Annotated in this window: 1 protein-coding gene and 1 pseudogene; one reads left to right on the top strand and one right to left on the bottom strand. The window is 54.7% G+C overall.

Translation table 11 applies throughout. The annotated features are described in order from the left end of the window. Positions 1-102 precede the first annotated feature (102 nt). A pseudogene (locus tag A7983_RS14125) lies at positions 103-1,748 on the bottom strand (multidrug ABC transporter permease/ATP-binding protein). A 762-nt stretch (positions 1,749-2,510) separates the two neighbouring features. Here A7983_RS14125 and A7983_RS14120 point away from each other — a divergent pair. After that, the gene (locus tag A7983_RS14120) at positions 2,511-17,120 is read left to right on the top strand and encodes an Ig-like domain-containing protein (protein ID WP_005975964.1); all 14,610 of its coding nucleotides are present in this window, start codon (positions 2,511-2,513) and stop codon (positions 17,118-17,120) included. Positions 17,121-17,259: the final 139 nt, after the last annotated feature.

Here is a 17,259-nt window from a genome sequence, read left to right as displayed (position 1 = left end):
TTATAATGCCCCAGAATTCAACGAATTAACATATGCCTGTCAGACTTCACGCTAACGGTGTGTCGTGACTCACAGCGCGATGCTCAGACTCACAGATTTGCGCTAGCGACTAATCTGCGCGATAGCATCCTGCGAGGCCTGTTCACGCGCTGCGCCCGTCAGTTCTGACAGCGTACCCTGATGCATTTCAAGCAGGCGATCGGCATGTTCAAAGTAGTGATCGTCATGGCTAATCGCCACAATCGTTTTTCCCAATGCACGCAACTGTGGTAACAGCTCAAGATAGAATACGCGACGGAATTGCGGATCCTGATCGGCAGCCCATTCATCCAACAATAGGATGTCCCGCTGTTCGGCAACGGCCAGCAGTAGTGCTACGCGCTTACGCTGCCCCTGTGAGAGCTGTAAATTCATTACCCGATGATTCTCCAGCGTCAACTTATGCCGCATATTCAAGCGATCCAGCCATTCATCAACCAACGCGGTATCCGGCTCCGTTCCCTGCGGCCCCATCATCTGCCCAAACAGGTGGAAATCGGTAAAAATGGCAGAAAATAGCTTTTGATAATCCCCTCGTGTTTCCGCTGTAACGGGGTGGTTATCGAGCAATAACGTACCGGAAACGGGGGCATAAAGCCCTGTCAGCAGCATCGCCAGCGTCGATTTCCCGCTCCCATTCCCGCCAATCAGAAACACCAGTTCGCCACGCGTTATCACCAGATTGATTGGCCCAATTTCAAATTTGGAATCGTCATAGCGAAATACCACATCACGTAATTCCAACGTGTGCCAATCAGCAGGAGCCACCACCGAGGAAAAAGCGTCCTGATAACCCGCCAGATCGAGACGTTTCAACTTATTAAACGCGACTTGCGCACTCAACAGCGTCGGCAGTGCACCAACAGCCTGTAGCATCGGCGTCCGTAAAAAAAGCAGCGTGAGTGAATATGTCGCAGCAACATTGGTATCCGCCCAACCGAGATTGTTTGCCATGAAAAAAACGGCGCCAATCGCACCCAGCATCATAATGTTCGACCAGTTCACCGCGCTGAGATGGAAGGTGTCGGCACGAATGACATTCTGTCGGTAATCCTGCGCATTAGCCTGATAAACCTCTTCATACAGTTTCTGCGCCCGTTCCCGATTGAGCGCCAGTTCCTTACGCCCGTTAATCACGGTTTCGTAATCTTTCTGGAGGCGATCTTCCGCTTCCCTAACCCGGGTAAGATGGCGATACACACGGGAAACCAGCATAAACCCCCCCAGAGGGTCACCACAATCCAGATAGATGTAACCACCAGCATTTTGGGAGAGAGCCACGCCAGATAAGCCGCTGAGCCGAGGGTAAGCACGATGCCCTGAATCAGCTCCGGCAGCCGCACAAATGCAATCGTGATATTGCGGATATCACTGGACAGACTGGCAAGCAGTTGCGCACTACCAATCTGTTCAATACGCGCAATATTGGTGTCCAGAATACGCTTGATAAATTGCCCACGCAGGCGATAAACAAAATGGTGCCCGAGCGTGGTCAACGCCAGTTGAGATACCAGCGTCACGCCCATCAAAAGCAGCAGTAACCCCAGAAATTGTGGCAATACGCTCAATGACTGATTGACCGTTTCAATCAATTGCAGATTGATAAAGGCAATCAGCCCAATACCCAACGCGGCACTCAGTAAACTTAAAACAATAACGGCAAGAAATGGCCAACGGTATTGTTGGTAAACAATGCGGAGCAACTCCATAACAACCTAATCTCTATAATGAAAACAATTACGATTGCCCGCAGTGTAATGGGGATGACCGTGATATCAAGAATAATTCTCATATCCAGCCTCACTTCAACGTTGAACGTTCCAAAATCTACAAATGCAACCGTCAGTCCGTGTCTTAGAAAAAATGTTTTAGGAAGAATGTACTGGAAATAAAAACATTAAAAACAATAATAAATAATCACCTATTACCATCATCACACCTTACGACAAACGTCGTTAACGCTGGCAACACACCACCAAAAACAAAAGACACAAATTGATACAATACACATCATTAAAAACACAATTTCTGCGGCAAACGTACCACCACCCTCACCCCCAACCTGTACAAAGAACACATCACAAAGCTATTACAAATGTAATGGCGATGGTAATTCGCCATTATAATTAGCAATATAATAATTAAATTAAAAAACAAACCAATAAAAATCGCTTATTAAGCAAGAATTTTGCTATGCATTTTTTATTTTCAAAACATTTCAAAAAAATTGGATTTTTAGTTAGGTCACACCTATAAATATCAAGAATCGGATAAATCCTATGCCGTAAAAAACTCTCCATGGAAAGGGGCTGACGCACTATTTAATTTAGCCATGCTTTACTTTTTATAAACCAGGTCTGCTTTTGCGCTCCCTCTTTGGTTGCGTATACACCTATACGTCCCCCGCTGCGGCACCGTTCTGCCGGAGGATGTATCCAGACAATGGTTGCAGATAAGTAAGAGGCTATTTCATGTCAGAAATGAATATTATTGCGGGAAATGCAAATATCCTGTCGCGTCATGATGGTCAGTTCATCAGTGCAGTCCCTCAGGGTGCAACACATGTCGAATTGCTGGAAAGCAGCACTGTAAGGATCTCTGGCACACCAGACATGGTGGCTCGCTACGAGCGTATCGGCGACGATCTTATCTTGCACATGAAAGACGGCACAACCGTCCGCTATGAAAGCTTCTTCACCCTGGACGCCGCAGGCTATCACAGTGAGTTGATTTTTGATGATGGCACTCGGCTTATCCATGCACAATTCTCCGGCGCGGCGGCCGCAGAAGGTGCGACGCTAGCAGGAGAGGCCATTGCCCTTACGCCAGAATACGCCACATTGGGCGACATGGCGTCATTACTGATTGGCAGTACCACCAGCACGCTATCGGCCGCCACGTTGGGTAGCATTCTAGGACCTATCGCTCTCGGCGGAGCCGCCGTCGCTGGAGTCGCTGTCGCGGCAGCATCATCGAGCAATGACAACAACACCACGCCTCCACCACAGCCGGAACCCTTAACCATTGATGCCTTCGCTGGCAATAACGGGCTGAACCGTGCCGAGATAGGACTGCCTCATATCCTCAGTGGGAAAACCACCGGCGTCAGCGCAGAGCAAACCGTCACCATCACGCTGAACGGCGTGGTTTACACCACCACAACGGCTGCCGACGGTACATGGCAATTTACTCTGCCAGCCGATGCCTTTACCGGGCTGGAAGACGGCATTTATGCATTAAAAGTCAGCGTGCCGGGCACGAACGGCATCATCCACGAGAAAACCCTCGATCTCACCATTGATACCCTACCACCGCATTTAACCGTTGATAAATTTACCGGCGATAATTACCTCACCGTTGGGGAGTTGGCAAACGGTCAGGTGCTCAACGGCACGGGCGAAGCGGGAGAGCGTGTCACCATCACGCTGAATGGCAAAACCTATACCACCCTCATTAATGCAGCCGGCGACTGGACGCTAACCGTTCCTGCCGCAGATCTACGAGCGCTGACTGAAGGCGAACACGCGCTATCGTTTACGGTTAGCGATGATGCGGGCAATATCACTGTGGTCAACCGCATCATTATTGTTGACACCACGCCGCCGGAACTCTCTCTGTCACCGTTTACCGGAAACAATCTGGTTACCGCTGATGAACTGCAATCCTCACAATTCATCTCCGGTACGGCGTCGATAGCGGATGTCGGTCAGACCGTGACCGTGACCTTCAACGGCGTCACCTATACCACCACCGTAGAGAGCGACGGTGCATGGAGCGTTTTCATCCCTTCCGGCGATATTCAAGTGCTGACTAACGGCACTTACAATCTGGTGGCATCATTAACGGATAAAGCGGGCAACACCACTACGCTACCTCCGCAAGTCATCACCGTGGATACCAACGCTGAAGCGGTCAACATCAGCATCATCTCATTTGATAATCGCCTGAATGCTTTAGAGGCAGGACAGCCGCTAACGATTGATGGCACCACAGCCAACGTTTCCGCCGGACAAACCGTCACCGTCACATTGAACGGAAAGTCCTACATCGCGACAACGGGAGCAGACGGCAAATGGTCTGTGGACATCCCTAGCGCCGACCTACTTATTCTGACCGATGGCAGCAAGACCATTACTGCCAGCGTACAAGGGATCAGCGGGGAAACCGTCACCGTCGACCACACGCTGGATGTACACATCAATACGCTTCCTTCCATCACGCTGACACCACCTTTCACCGACGGCGTATTAAACGGAGCCGAAGCGGCACAGGATCAGGTCATCAGTGGGGAAACCGGGATCAGCGGCCGAGGCCAAACCGTCAGCCTGACAATCGGAGGATATTACGTTACCGGAACGGTAGATACCAACGGGCACTGGACGGTCACGATACCTAAAGATGTGCTGCAAAACTTGCCATCGGGTAACGTCAGCGTGCTGGAGATTGTGGTCCGCGATATCGCTGGCAACGAAACCACAGCGACACAGAATATCAGCGTGGATACAACACCACCGACGCTCACGGTCTCCGCCATCGCTCAGGACAACATCCTCAACGGCATGGAGCTGGTGGTCGATCAGATCGTCAGCGGAACAGCATCACTCAGCGAAGCGGGTCGCACGGTCACCGTGACGCTGAACGCCAAATCCTACACCACCACCGTCGGCAACGACGGAAACTGGAGTATCACTCTGCCAACGGCCGATCTGGTGGCTATCGCAGATGGCAACCAGAATCTGACCGTTACGCTGACGGATGCCGCTGACAACACCACAACGGTCACACACCCATTGACGATTGACAGCGGCGTAGCGACGCCCCCCGCGATTACGATAAATAACGTCGCGGGAGATAATATTGTTAATGGTGCAGAGGCAAAAGTTAGCCAGCAGTTAAGCGGAACGACGGCCAACGTTGAAGCGGGGCAAATTGTCACCATCACGCTGAATGGCAAAACCTATCTTGCTACCGTGCAATCCGGCGGTGTCTGGAACATCAATGTTCCAACGGTGGATATCGCCCTGCTGGCGGACGGTGCGCACAGCATTAGCGTTAATGTGAGTAACAAGGCGGGCAACGCAGCAAGCGGAAGCCGTGACATCAGCGTCGATAAATCTGGCGACAGCATCGCCATCAACATCGTCGCCAACGATAACCTGTTAAACCGGGCAGAATCACTCCAGCCGCTGGCGATCGGCGGTAATACCGCTAATGTTCCTGCGGGACAGACGGTTACCGTTACGCTGAATGGGAAAAATTACACCACCACTGTCGCAGTTGACGGCAGTTGGACGCTGCAAATCCCCAGCGCCGATCTCCAGCTTCTGCCAGACGGCAATGCTACCGTAACCGCCAGCGTTAGTGTTGCGGGGGGTGCTGCCGTAACCGACAGCCATCCCCTCGGCGTTCACATTCATAGCCTGCCACAACCGACGATTGATACCCCATTCGGCAACGGTTCACTAAACGGCGCAGAGGCGCTGGTCAGCCAGACGATTACTGGCCACACCGGTATCAGCGGCGCAGGGCAAAGTATCACCTTATCTTTGGGTGGTAAGTCTTATACGGGGACGGTTGATACAGCAGGGAACTGGAAAGTCACCGTGCCTGCGGTCGATCTCCAGCAGTTGCCAGAAGGCAACAACACGCTGTTGGTCACCGCCCAAGATGCCGCAGGTAATCAGGCTGGCCATACGTTTGTCAGCCATACCGATTTCACGGCTCCGACCCTGACTATCGGTACGATTGCGGGCGATGACACCATTAATCTGGTGGAATCACAAAGCAATCAGGCCATCAACGGCACCGCTTCGGTGAGTGAAGCAGGTCGTACCGTCGTTATCGCTTTCGATGGACAATTTTATACCGGCGTTGTTGGCAACAATGGCAACTGGAGCATTGATTTACCCACGGCAGCTTTGCGCGGCATGGTCGATGGCAGCTACACGCTATCCGCTTCGCTGACCGATGCTGTCGGGAATACCACTCACGTCGAGAAGTCCATTACGCTCAGTGCAGACCCTGCGTTCCAGCCAACGATCTTCGTTAACGCGTTTGTTGATGAGAATAATGTCATCAGTGCGGCAGATCTCAAAGTCACCCAGTGGCTAACAGGTTCCAGCTCGAATGTGGAAATGGGTCAGGTCGCAACCATCACGCTCAACAAAAAGTTCTACTTCGCCACCATTCAGAGCAATGGAGACTGGAGTGTGGAGATTCCGGCTGAACATATGGCAGAACTTAGCGAGGGAACGGTATCGATATCGGCACAAGTCACGGATATGGCGGGTAATGAAGGGAACCATGAAATCTGGTCCGATGTTGATATTAACAACGACAGCATCTCCATCAGCATTGTCGCGCTTGATAATCAGCTCAATCGCCTCGAAGCATCACAACCGTTGACCATTTCTGGCTCAACAGTCAACGTCACCACGGGAGAAAGCGTTACCGTTACGCTCAATGGCAAGACCTATACTGGTACGATTGCCGCAAACGGCAGTTGGAGCGTCACCATCGGCAGCAGTGACCTGCTTGCCTTACCGGATGGCACGGCAACCATTAGCGCCAGCGTCGCCAACCCTAACGATGTTCCCGTCACAGCCAGCCGCACTATTGATGTCCATATTAATAACCTGCCACAACCTACCATTGATCAGCCTTTCGGTGACGGAATACTCAACATCATCGAATCAGCCAGCGGGCAGAACCTGACCGGGAAAACCGGAATCAGCGGAGGGGGACAAAGCGTTACTGTCACGTTGAACGGCAAAACCTATACGGCAACCGTGGATAATCAGGGTAACTGGAGTACGGCACTTCCCGCCGCCGATCTGCAATCTCTGCTAACCGGCGTGCAGACCATCCGCGTAGAGGCGACCGACACCGCAGGCAACAGCATAGAGAACACCCGTGATGTTACCGTCGATATGGTTCGTCCTCTTCTGACGCTAAAACCTCTGACCAGCGACGGCATCATCAACGCGGCCGAAAGTTTGAACGATCAAGTGCTCTCCGGCCATGCGCTACAAGCAGATGCCGGACGCACCGTCATTGTCACCGTCAACAATAAAAATTACCTGGCGCAGATTCAGATCGACGGCAGTTGGAGCACCACCATTCCTGCTACCGACCTTCAGGCTTTGGCCGATGGTAATCACGTTATTACGGCAACGTTGACAAGCGCATCAGGCAACAGCACCACCAGCACAGGATCGCTAACGCTGGATGCCACCCCTGCCAACCAGCCCCAGCTCACCGTCAACGCCATCGCGCTCAATAACATCATCGACGGTGGTGAAATCAACGTCGCACAAATCATCAGCGGCAGCAGCCTGAACGTCGAGGCTGGGCAGCGCATTACCGTGACGCTCGGCGACAATACCTACACCACAACGGTTGACAGCAGCGGTCAATGGCGCGTCAGCGTGCCCTCTGTCGATCTCCTTCATCTGGCGCAAGGTCCCCATACCGTCACGATTGGCGTCAACGATCTCAGCGGTAACCCAGCAACGCTCAGCCAGACGGTTACGGTGAATACCTCGCTGAGCGGTATCGCGATTGATACCATTGCGGGTGATGACAAACTGAATCAAACCGAAGCGGCACAAGACCTGATCATTAACGGCAGCAGCCAGAATGTGGCGGCAGGCACGACCGTCACGATCATGCTGAACGGGAAAAGCTATGCTGATGTCATTCTGCCAAACGGAGCCTGGAGCATTACCGTCTCTTCGGCAGATGTCAGAGTGCTGGCCGATGGTCCATCAACCTTGACAGTCACTACGGTAGACAGTGCAGGGAATGCATTGAGCGGCAGTCGCACTCTGGATGTGTTCACCCACAGCACCCCGTCGCTAACGCTGAACACCCCTTTCAGCGACGGCATACTCAATGCCGCAGAAGCAGGTGTGATCCAGACGCTCAGCGGAACAACCGGTATCGCCTCACCAGGGCAAACGATCACCGCCACGCTCGGCGGCGTGACTTACACAGGGAGCGTCGATACAGCAGGTAACTGGACGATTTCTCTACCTGTGAACGGCCTGCAAAATCTGCCAAACGGCACCACAGCCTTGCAGGTTAATGTGAGCGATGCGGCGGGGAACAGCAGTACCTTAACCAGCAATGTTACCGTAGCTCGCACACCGCCCACATTGACGACAGCCAGTTTTGCTATCGACAATATTCTGAATAGCGCCGAGGTACTGAGCAATCAGTTGCTAACTGGCACCGCTTCGCTATCCAGCGCGGGGCAAACCGTGACGGCAACGCTGAACGGAAAATCCTACAGCGGCACCGTCGGTAATGACGGCACCTGGAGTATTAGTATTCCGTCAGCCGATCTGAGCACCTTGTCCGATGGCAATTACAACATCGTAACGCGTCTGACCGATGTCGCGGGCAATACAGCCACGACGACACAGACTGTTGGCGTCGATGCCAGCCCGCTCAACGCCCCAGTGATCACGATTGGTACTTTCGCCGGCAACAACATTATTGACGGTGCAGAAGCACGAATCAGTCAAGTGCTCAGCGGCACCAGTAGAAATGTTGAGCAAGGCCAGACGGTGACGATTAGCCTCAATGGCAAAGCGTATACCGCACAGGTTCTGTCGAACGGGAACTGGAGCACCACGATCTCGGATACCGATATGGCGCTGCTGGTTAATGGCAGCCAGACGATTACCGTTAACGTGAGTGATGTCTCCGGCAATACCGCCACATCCAGCAGTATCGTCACGATTAATACTAATGCAAGTGGACTATCTATTGCGCCAATCACCGGGGATAACCAGCTAAATGTGCAGGAAGCCGCAAACGGTATTACGATTAACGGTAGCGCCGTCAACGTGGCTCCGGGTACGACTATCAACGTCATCCTCAACGGGAAAACCTACCCCGCGCAGGTGCAACCAGACGGCACCTGGAGCGCTGCGATTCAGTCGGGCGACCTGCAAGCGTTAGGCGATGGCGTCATCACCGTTCATGTCACCGCGGTCGATCAGGCAGGCAACACCCTGTCAGGTTCGCAGCAGTTGGGCGTCAGCATCCATAACCCACCAGTGGCATCACTGAATATGCCATTCAGCAATGGCTACCTGAACCTCAGTGACGCACAGGCAGGACAGACACTATCCGGCACCACGGGTCTACACGGAGCCGGGCAAACCGTCAGCATTACCATTGGCTCCACGGTCTATTCTGGTACGGTTGACAGCAACGGTAACTGGAGCCTTCAACTGCCATCGTCTGCTCTGACTGGGCTGGCAGACGGCATACTCAATATTTCCGTTACCGTCAGCGATGCGGCAGGCAATACCTCCACCGTTCAGGGCAGCGCATCCGTTGACTTGACTCCTCCGGTGCTGACCATCAACCCCATTAGCACCGATAATATCATCAACATCGCGGAAAGCCTGCTGCCGCTGGAAATCACGGGTACATCGCCGGTCAACGACAGCGGTCGCCCCATCATTGTCAATGTAACCATCAACGGGCAGATCTATCAGGGGCTGGCACAGGCCGATGGCACCTGGAGCGTCACCGTGTCCGCAGGCGATTTGCAAAACATGCCAAACGGTATTACGGCCATCACCGCCACGTTGACCGATGCGGCAGGCAATACCGGCACCGTCAGTCATTCGATTACGCTGGATACCGATCCGGCCAAAGCACCAATCCTGACGATAGCCACGCTATCAACCGATGATTACCTCAATCTGACCGAATCGGGCCAGCCGTTGACCATCGCTGGCAGCAGCCAGAATGTGGAGCAGGGCCAACAGGTCACCATTACCCTCAACAACCAAACCTACTTTGCCACCGTGGGCGCAAACGGCAGTTGGAGCGTACAGGTTTCTGCCACGGATGTCGGTAATGTACCTGACGGCAAGCAAACCGTGAGCGCCAGCGTGACGGACGTGAGCGGCAACCCCGGTTCAGCGACCCACTTTATCACCGTCATCACCGATGCCGCCAACCTGCCAAGCATCGCCATTGCGACGCTGTCAGGCGACGACATTATCAGCACGCAGAGTAGCCAATTCGATCTACTGATTTCCGGCTCCACCACTAACGTTCAGGTAGGGCAACGTGTCACGGTGATGTTGAATAGCAAAACCTATCTGGCCATCGTTGGTGCAGATGGCAATTGGAGCACCACCGTTCCCGCCAGCGATGTGCAAAACCTGCCGCAGGGCAGCCAGAATGTGACCGCGACGGTCAGTGACATCGCACAGAACTCGGAGACGACGACCCATCCCTTTACGGTCGATACCGTTCCACCGCTACTGTCCATTGACATGCTGGCTGATACCAGCGATATCGGTCTGGCGGACGCGCTGGCCGGATTACCGCTGAGCGGCAAGGCCGAAGCCGGTCTTCAAGTCACCATAAAAGTCGGTACCGCCGTCTACAGCGCCGTTGCTGACAGCAACGGTATCTGGCAAATCGCCATTGCGGCGAACGACCTGCTGGCGCTGGGTGACGGCGTAAAAACGCTGGCGGCCAGCGTGACCGATGGCGCGGGGAATGCCAGCGCCACCAGCATTGATATCACGTTGAAAACGCAGTCGCTTCCTACGCTGACGCTGAATTCGCTCTATGACAACAATGTCCTCACTACCTCGGAGCTAGCGACGGCAACGACCATCGGTGGCAGTTATACCAACCTGCCCGTCGGAACGGCGATTCAGATCACCATAGGCGCTTACACCGTGACAGGCGTGACGCTGGCGGGCGGACTGTGGAGCGCCACCATTCCAGCCAATGCACTTAGCATACTGGCGGACGGCAACATGCAGGTCAGCGTGACGGTCACAGACAGCGCAGGCAATACGGGTAGCGCGAGCGGCATGCTGGATGTCGTAATCCACACCAATTTCGCCATCAGTATCAACACGCCGTTTATTGACGGTGCGCTAAATCAGGCTGAAAGCACGGTCGATCAACTGCTGACGGGGACCACGGGGCTCACCGATCCAGGCCAAAGCGTTTCCATCTCGGTCACCAACGGCACGATAACCACCACCTACAATGCGACTGTGGCGGCAAATGGTCAGTGGAATGTGACGCTGCCAGCGGCCGATTTGTCTGCTCTCGGCGATGGCACACACACCATCAACGTGACCGTAACTGACCATGCCAGCAATACCGGAATAGGAAGCGGAACATTCACCAGCGTGATTGTGGGCGTGCCTGTCGCAACGCTGGATACCCCATTCGGCGATGGCAAACTGAGCCTGGCTGATGCACTGCCGGGCGGTACACTGTCCGGGCAAACGGGGCTCACCAGCAACGTGGGACAAACCGTATCGGTCAGTATTAACGGCACCAGCACCCAAGCCACCGTGAATGCCGATGGCAGTTGGTCGTTACCGCTAGATAGCACCACGCTGATCAACATGCCGGATGGCACGGCCACCTTCTCGGTCACCGTCACCGATGCGGTAGGCAACACCAGTTCTGCATCAGCCACGGCGGATATTCTGACAACCACACTGCCTGCGGCAACGCTGGATCTGCCTTTTGGCGACGGCATTCTTAACACCACCGAAATTCTGACTATCCAGAGCTTAACGGGTAAAACCGGTATTACCGGCGTGGGTCAGAATGTGATCATTACGCTAATCAATAAAACCACGCTGGCAGAAACCACCTTTACCGCCACTGCTGACGGGCTAGGCAGTTGGTCCAGGGATCTGTCCCCTGCCGATTTGGCGATCTTCACCGAAGGCAATTACAGTCTTGCTGTCACTGTCACCGATCGGGTAGGCAATACCAATACCAGCACCCCACGCGATATCAGCGCAGCGTTGACGCTGCCCGCCCCGACTGTCGACGCACAGCCGTTTGGCACTGATGGCATTCTAAGCAGCGCCGAAGCCGCATCCGCACTCATCTTCTCTGGCCGCACGCAGATTAGCGGCAGCGGGCAAGGGGTAAAACTGGAGATCGATCTCAACGGCATTCGTTACGCCGCGGCGGTGGATAATGCAGGCAACTGGTCCGTTACGCTGCCGCCGAATGCGTTGAACTCACTGGTTGATGGTCAGCACACCATTACGGTAACGGCCGTTGATGCCGCTGGCAACGTCGGTTCCACACCGATCATCTTTAACAGTGACCTCACCCCACCGGCGATTACGCTCAATACGCCGTTTGACGATGGTTATCTGAATATTGTCGAAGCCGCAACGCTAGCGGGCAGAACATTAAGCGGTAACGCGGGTGATGCGGTGAGCGTGAACGTCTCCTTTGGAGGGCAACCGCTTATCGTACAGCTTAGTGGGGGAATATGGACCGCAGCCTTGACACCAGTCCAACTTGCCCTGCTTGCTGACGGTACACACAATATCACCATTACGGCGGAAGATAGCATAGGCAACAGCGCCACGTTGAATTCTCAGGCAATCCTTGCCGTGCAAGCTGCCCCCACACTTACGATTAACCCATTTGCTGGACCGGATGGCCTCGACTACGCGGAAAGCCACACCACGCAGACGGTCAGCGGGACATCGACCGGACTGGCGATCGGGCAAAACGTGACCATCTGGTTGAATAACGTCGATTACACGGCAAAAATTCTCGCAGACGGCACCTGGAGCGTGAACATCCCTTCTGCCGCGCTACAAGTTCTGGCGAATACGCAGTACACCATTACCGCCGATGCGACAGATAAAGCGGGCAATCCAGCAGCGCAAGCCAGCGTAGGATTCAATGTCAACCTGACGCAACCTTCAATGACAATGGTGATCGACCCCATCGCAGGTGACGATATTATCAACGCGGCTGAGGTAAACGGTAATGTCACCATATCTGGGCGAGCGGCTGGCATGTCAATGGCCCCAGTCACCGTATTCATTGGGGGAGTCCCGCTCTTCACTACGACCGACATCAATGGATTTTGGCAAATCCCCATTCCCGCCAGCACTTACTTCACGACAAACGGTAATATTAGCGTCACGGCAACAGTGACAATAATGCCGGCAATAACCAGCACCAAAACGGTGCTGGTCGATACGGTAGCTCCCGACCTAGATATTGTTGCTTTTGCCGGTAATAACGTACTGGGCGGTACGGAAGCCAGCACTGAACAAGCCATTACCGGTACGGCATCGCTCACCGATGCCGGGCAGATCGTCTCGATTAGCCTGAATGGCAAAGCCTACAGCGCACAGGTTTCCGTAACAGGAACCTGGAGTGTTAACGTTCCAGCCGCCGATCTGGCTCAGCTCACAGATGGAGCCCACACCATCACGGCAACACTCACCGATAAAGCCGGCAATACCACCACCGATACGCAGGTCGTTACCGTCGATACGGCTATCCCGCTGCTCAGCGTCACGCTGTTCGATGACAATATTCTGACGCTGGCAGAGGCACTGGCAGGCGGAGTGATTACCGGGACGGGCGAAATAGGTGCCACCGTGACGCTCACCGCGGGGCCGTTAACGGGCACAACCACAGTCGGCCCTGACGGAACCTGGACCATCCCCGTGCTGTCTGTCGATTTGCAAAGCCTGGCAGACGGGGTGCAGGTCATCGGCGTGACGCTGACTGACACGTCCGGCAACACCACACACCTCGATGCCACGTTGGACGTTGCGCTCAATAAGACGCTCGGTGCCGGTATTAACGATATCTTCGGTAATGATGGCATCCTCAACCTGGCCGAATCCCTGGTGACGCAGGTCATCAGCGGTAACGCAACGGGGGACACGCTGGGCGCGAAAGTCCAAGTCACCGTGCTGGGTACCACGGTGGAAGGCACCGTGGGTGCCAACGGCGCCTGGAGTGTCGCGCTTGCACCAAACCTGTTCACTGGCCTAAGCAATGGCTTGTTGGCGGTTAATGTCGACATCGTGGACTCACACGGCAACGTGAAGAATCAACTGGTCAACATTGACGTATTGAAATCCCTGCCGGTTATTGATTCTGTTTTGGCTTTCACGGATGGCGCGTTGAATGCGGCGGACGTCACGACCAGCCAGATTATCAGCGGCGTAGTTAGCAATGTGAATATCGCGGCGGGCGCGAGTGTCACCGTGACGCTGGGTAACACTATTTATGCCGGTATTACCGTCGGCGCTGGCGGTGCCTGGAGCCTGTCCGTTCCCGCCCTTGCTTTGCAAGCCTTGCAGGATGGCACCTTAGCGCTGGGCGTCGCGGTCACTGACCACGCGGGCAACACGACCAGCCAGATCGTCAACGTCCCAACGATCATCAAGAATCTACCGAGCATTACGCTCAATCCGGTCTTTAGCGATAGCGTGCTGAATCTGGGCGACCTGCTGGTCAATCAAACTCTGAGCGGCACCGCCACCGGTCTGGCAGGCAGAACCATTACGCTAAGCATTGCGGGTTCACAAATCGCCACGGCTACCGTTGGCACAGACGGTAAATGGAGCGTTGCCGTCACTCCAAGCGTACTGGGTGTCCTGCAAGGGCTGGGTAGCGGTGACTTCACCGTGACCGCGGCCGCAACAGACAGCGTAGGCAATAGCACCAGCATCGGTGCGGGTATCAAATTCGATTTCGCACAGCCGGTGATTACGCTGAATCCGATATTTGGCGGCGATGGCTTCATCAACGCGGCAGAAGCGTTGGTGGCGCAAACGATCGGCGGTGTGGTTACCAACGCAGCCGTGGGATCGCAGGTTACCGTGACCCTTGGCAGTAAAACCTTCCTGTCTACCGTCGGAGCAGGCGGCGCGTTCAGCTTGACGCTGCAACCGTCCGATCTGAGCGCGCTGGCTGATGGCAACACCACGCTTGGCGTATCCGTCACCAATGCCTCCGGTAACATCGGCACGGTCAATAATGCCATCAATATTATTGCCAAAAATCTGCCAACGATTAGCCTGGGTTCACTGTTTGGTGGCGATGGCTTCCTCAATGCGGCGGAAGCTGCGCTGACACAAACGATTAGCGGGACGACCACCAACGCCATCGCCGGATCGTCGGTGGTGATACGCATCGGCACCCTGACATTGAACGCCACCGTTGGTAATGACGGCACCTGGAGCACCAGCGTAACGCCATTGCAACTGTCCGGTCTGGCGAACGGCAATCTCACCGTCAGTGCGACGGTGACCGACCCGGCAGGCAACAGCAATGGCATCAGTACGGGCCTCAACGTCTCCCTATTGCCGCCAACCATCACCCTTAATCCGCTGTTCAACGGCGGCGTACTGGATCTCTCCAGCCTGCTGAGCGCACAAACCATCAGTGGGACGACAGCCAATGTGACAGCCGGTACGACGATCAACGTCACGCTGGGCAGCAAAAGCTACACCACGACGATTGGCGCAAACGGAAGTTGGAGCCTGCCGATCCCAAGCCTAGACCTGAAAGCCCTCACCGATGGCGCAACTAACGTTAGCGTCCGAGTGGTGGATGCCGCGGGTAACGTAGGTGAGAGAACGGGCGCATTAAACGTGGCAATTAACGCTCAGCCAACGCTCACCCTCAACCCACTCTTTGGCGGTGACGGCCTGCTGAATGCGATCGAGGCCGCTGCGGGGCAGATTATCAGCGGCACCAGTACCAATGCGGTAGGTTCTACCATTCAGATCTCGTTGGGAACCAAGAGCTATTCTGCCGTGGTACAGAGTAATGGCAGTTGGTCCGTCAGCCTGCCTTCGCTCGATCTTAATAACCTGACTGACGGTACGCTCTCCCTCAGCGCGTCGCTGACCAACGCCGCCGGGAAAAGTGCCAGCGCAGGGATTTCGGTCGGCGTAGGCGTCCACACATTGCCAACAGTCAGCCTCGGTTCTCTGTTTGGTGGCGATGGTTATCTGAATCTGGCCGAAGCGGGCATCAACCAGATCATCAGCGGAACCACGACCCATGCGGCTGGCGGTAGCGTCACGCTGACCGTAGGCGGACTGGTGCTCAGCGCGGCTGTCGCCAGTAACGGCACCTGGAGCATCAGCGTGCCGAGCGCTAACCTGCTCAACATTGCCGATGGCAATTTGACCGTCGGTGTCACCGTAACTGACCGCTATGGGAATACCAACAACGCCAGCAGCAATGTGATCGTGAAAACGCACCAGTTGCCGCTGTTGGGAATTGATGCGGTTGGGTCACTAATTGGCAACACGGTTGGCCTGCTGGCAAACGGTATCACCATCAGTGGGGCGTCGCGCTACGTACAGCAAGGTGCCAAGGTCAATGTCACCCTGCTCGGCCAAACGCTACAGGGCACCGTCGGTGCCGATGGCAAATGGAATGCGCATTTCACCAGTTCCCTGCTAGGCATCAATATCTTCAATGTGGGTGCAATTCTGAGCGCCCTGCTGGGTACCGCCGTTGAAGCGTCCGTCACCGATCAAGCGGGCAATTTCACTGGAGTTTCTGCCGGATTAACATCGGGTATCATCCTTGGGCTACCGCTGATGAGCATGATGGCGCTGGATACCGACGATAGCAGCCTTGCTCAGGTGGCTTCGTTGTCCAGCGAACAGCTCAATACAGGGGAAAGTACCGATGTGCAGCCGCTCCATGTCAGCTCGAAAATGGCAGCGGCCACGCTCAGCGAGACGCAAACCATCGATAATAACGCCCGCACCGAAATCGAGGACAGCGCGTATGCCATCGGTGGCGTTGTCATCAGTCTGGCTGACGGCAGCGTGCAAACGGGGACAGAGATCACAGGCAGCGAAGGCGATGACCTCATCACCCTCTCAACGTTCGATTTCACACACATCGACGGGGGTGACGGCATCGATACTCTGGTTCTCGATGGCACCGAACTCAATCTGGATCTCACCGCGCTGGGGCTGAAAATCGACAATGTGGAGATCTTCGATTTAGGCCAAAACGGCACCAACAGCATCACGCTGGATCTCGACCGCGCCCTGAATGTCACCGACCGACCGGAAGATGATCTGCTGATCGTCGGGGGCGAAGGCAGCAAGGTGAACCTGATCCCAGGCGAAGGAGCCTGGAGCACGGTAGGCCAACGCGATATTGACGGCCAACACTTCGATGTCTACCACCATTCATCGCTGGATAGTGCCAGCAACTTGGGAGATGTATTGGTACAGCAAGGCCTGCTCGTCAATATGGTGTAATCAGGTTGTAGATTTAACGCCTCCTCCTGCAAAGGGGGAGGCGTTAAAGGGTTAGTTATAAAAAAACAACCCATGTTAGCTACAGGCTGACTATCCTTCTAAAGGAACGAAGGCAAAGAGTAATAAAAACAGGGGCCAT

The sequence above is a fragment of the Pectobacterium wasabiae CFBP 3304 genome (genome assembly GCF_001742185.1).
GTDB classification, from domain to species: domain Bacteria; phylum Pseudomonadota; class Gammaproteobacteria; order Enterobacterales; family Enterobacteriaceae; genus Pectobacterium; species Pectobacterium wasabiae.
The sequence above is the reverse complement of the archived record's forward strand: the minus strand, read 5'-3'. Positions and strand labels throughout refer to the sequence as shown.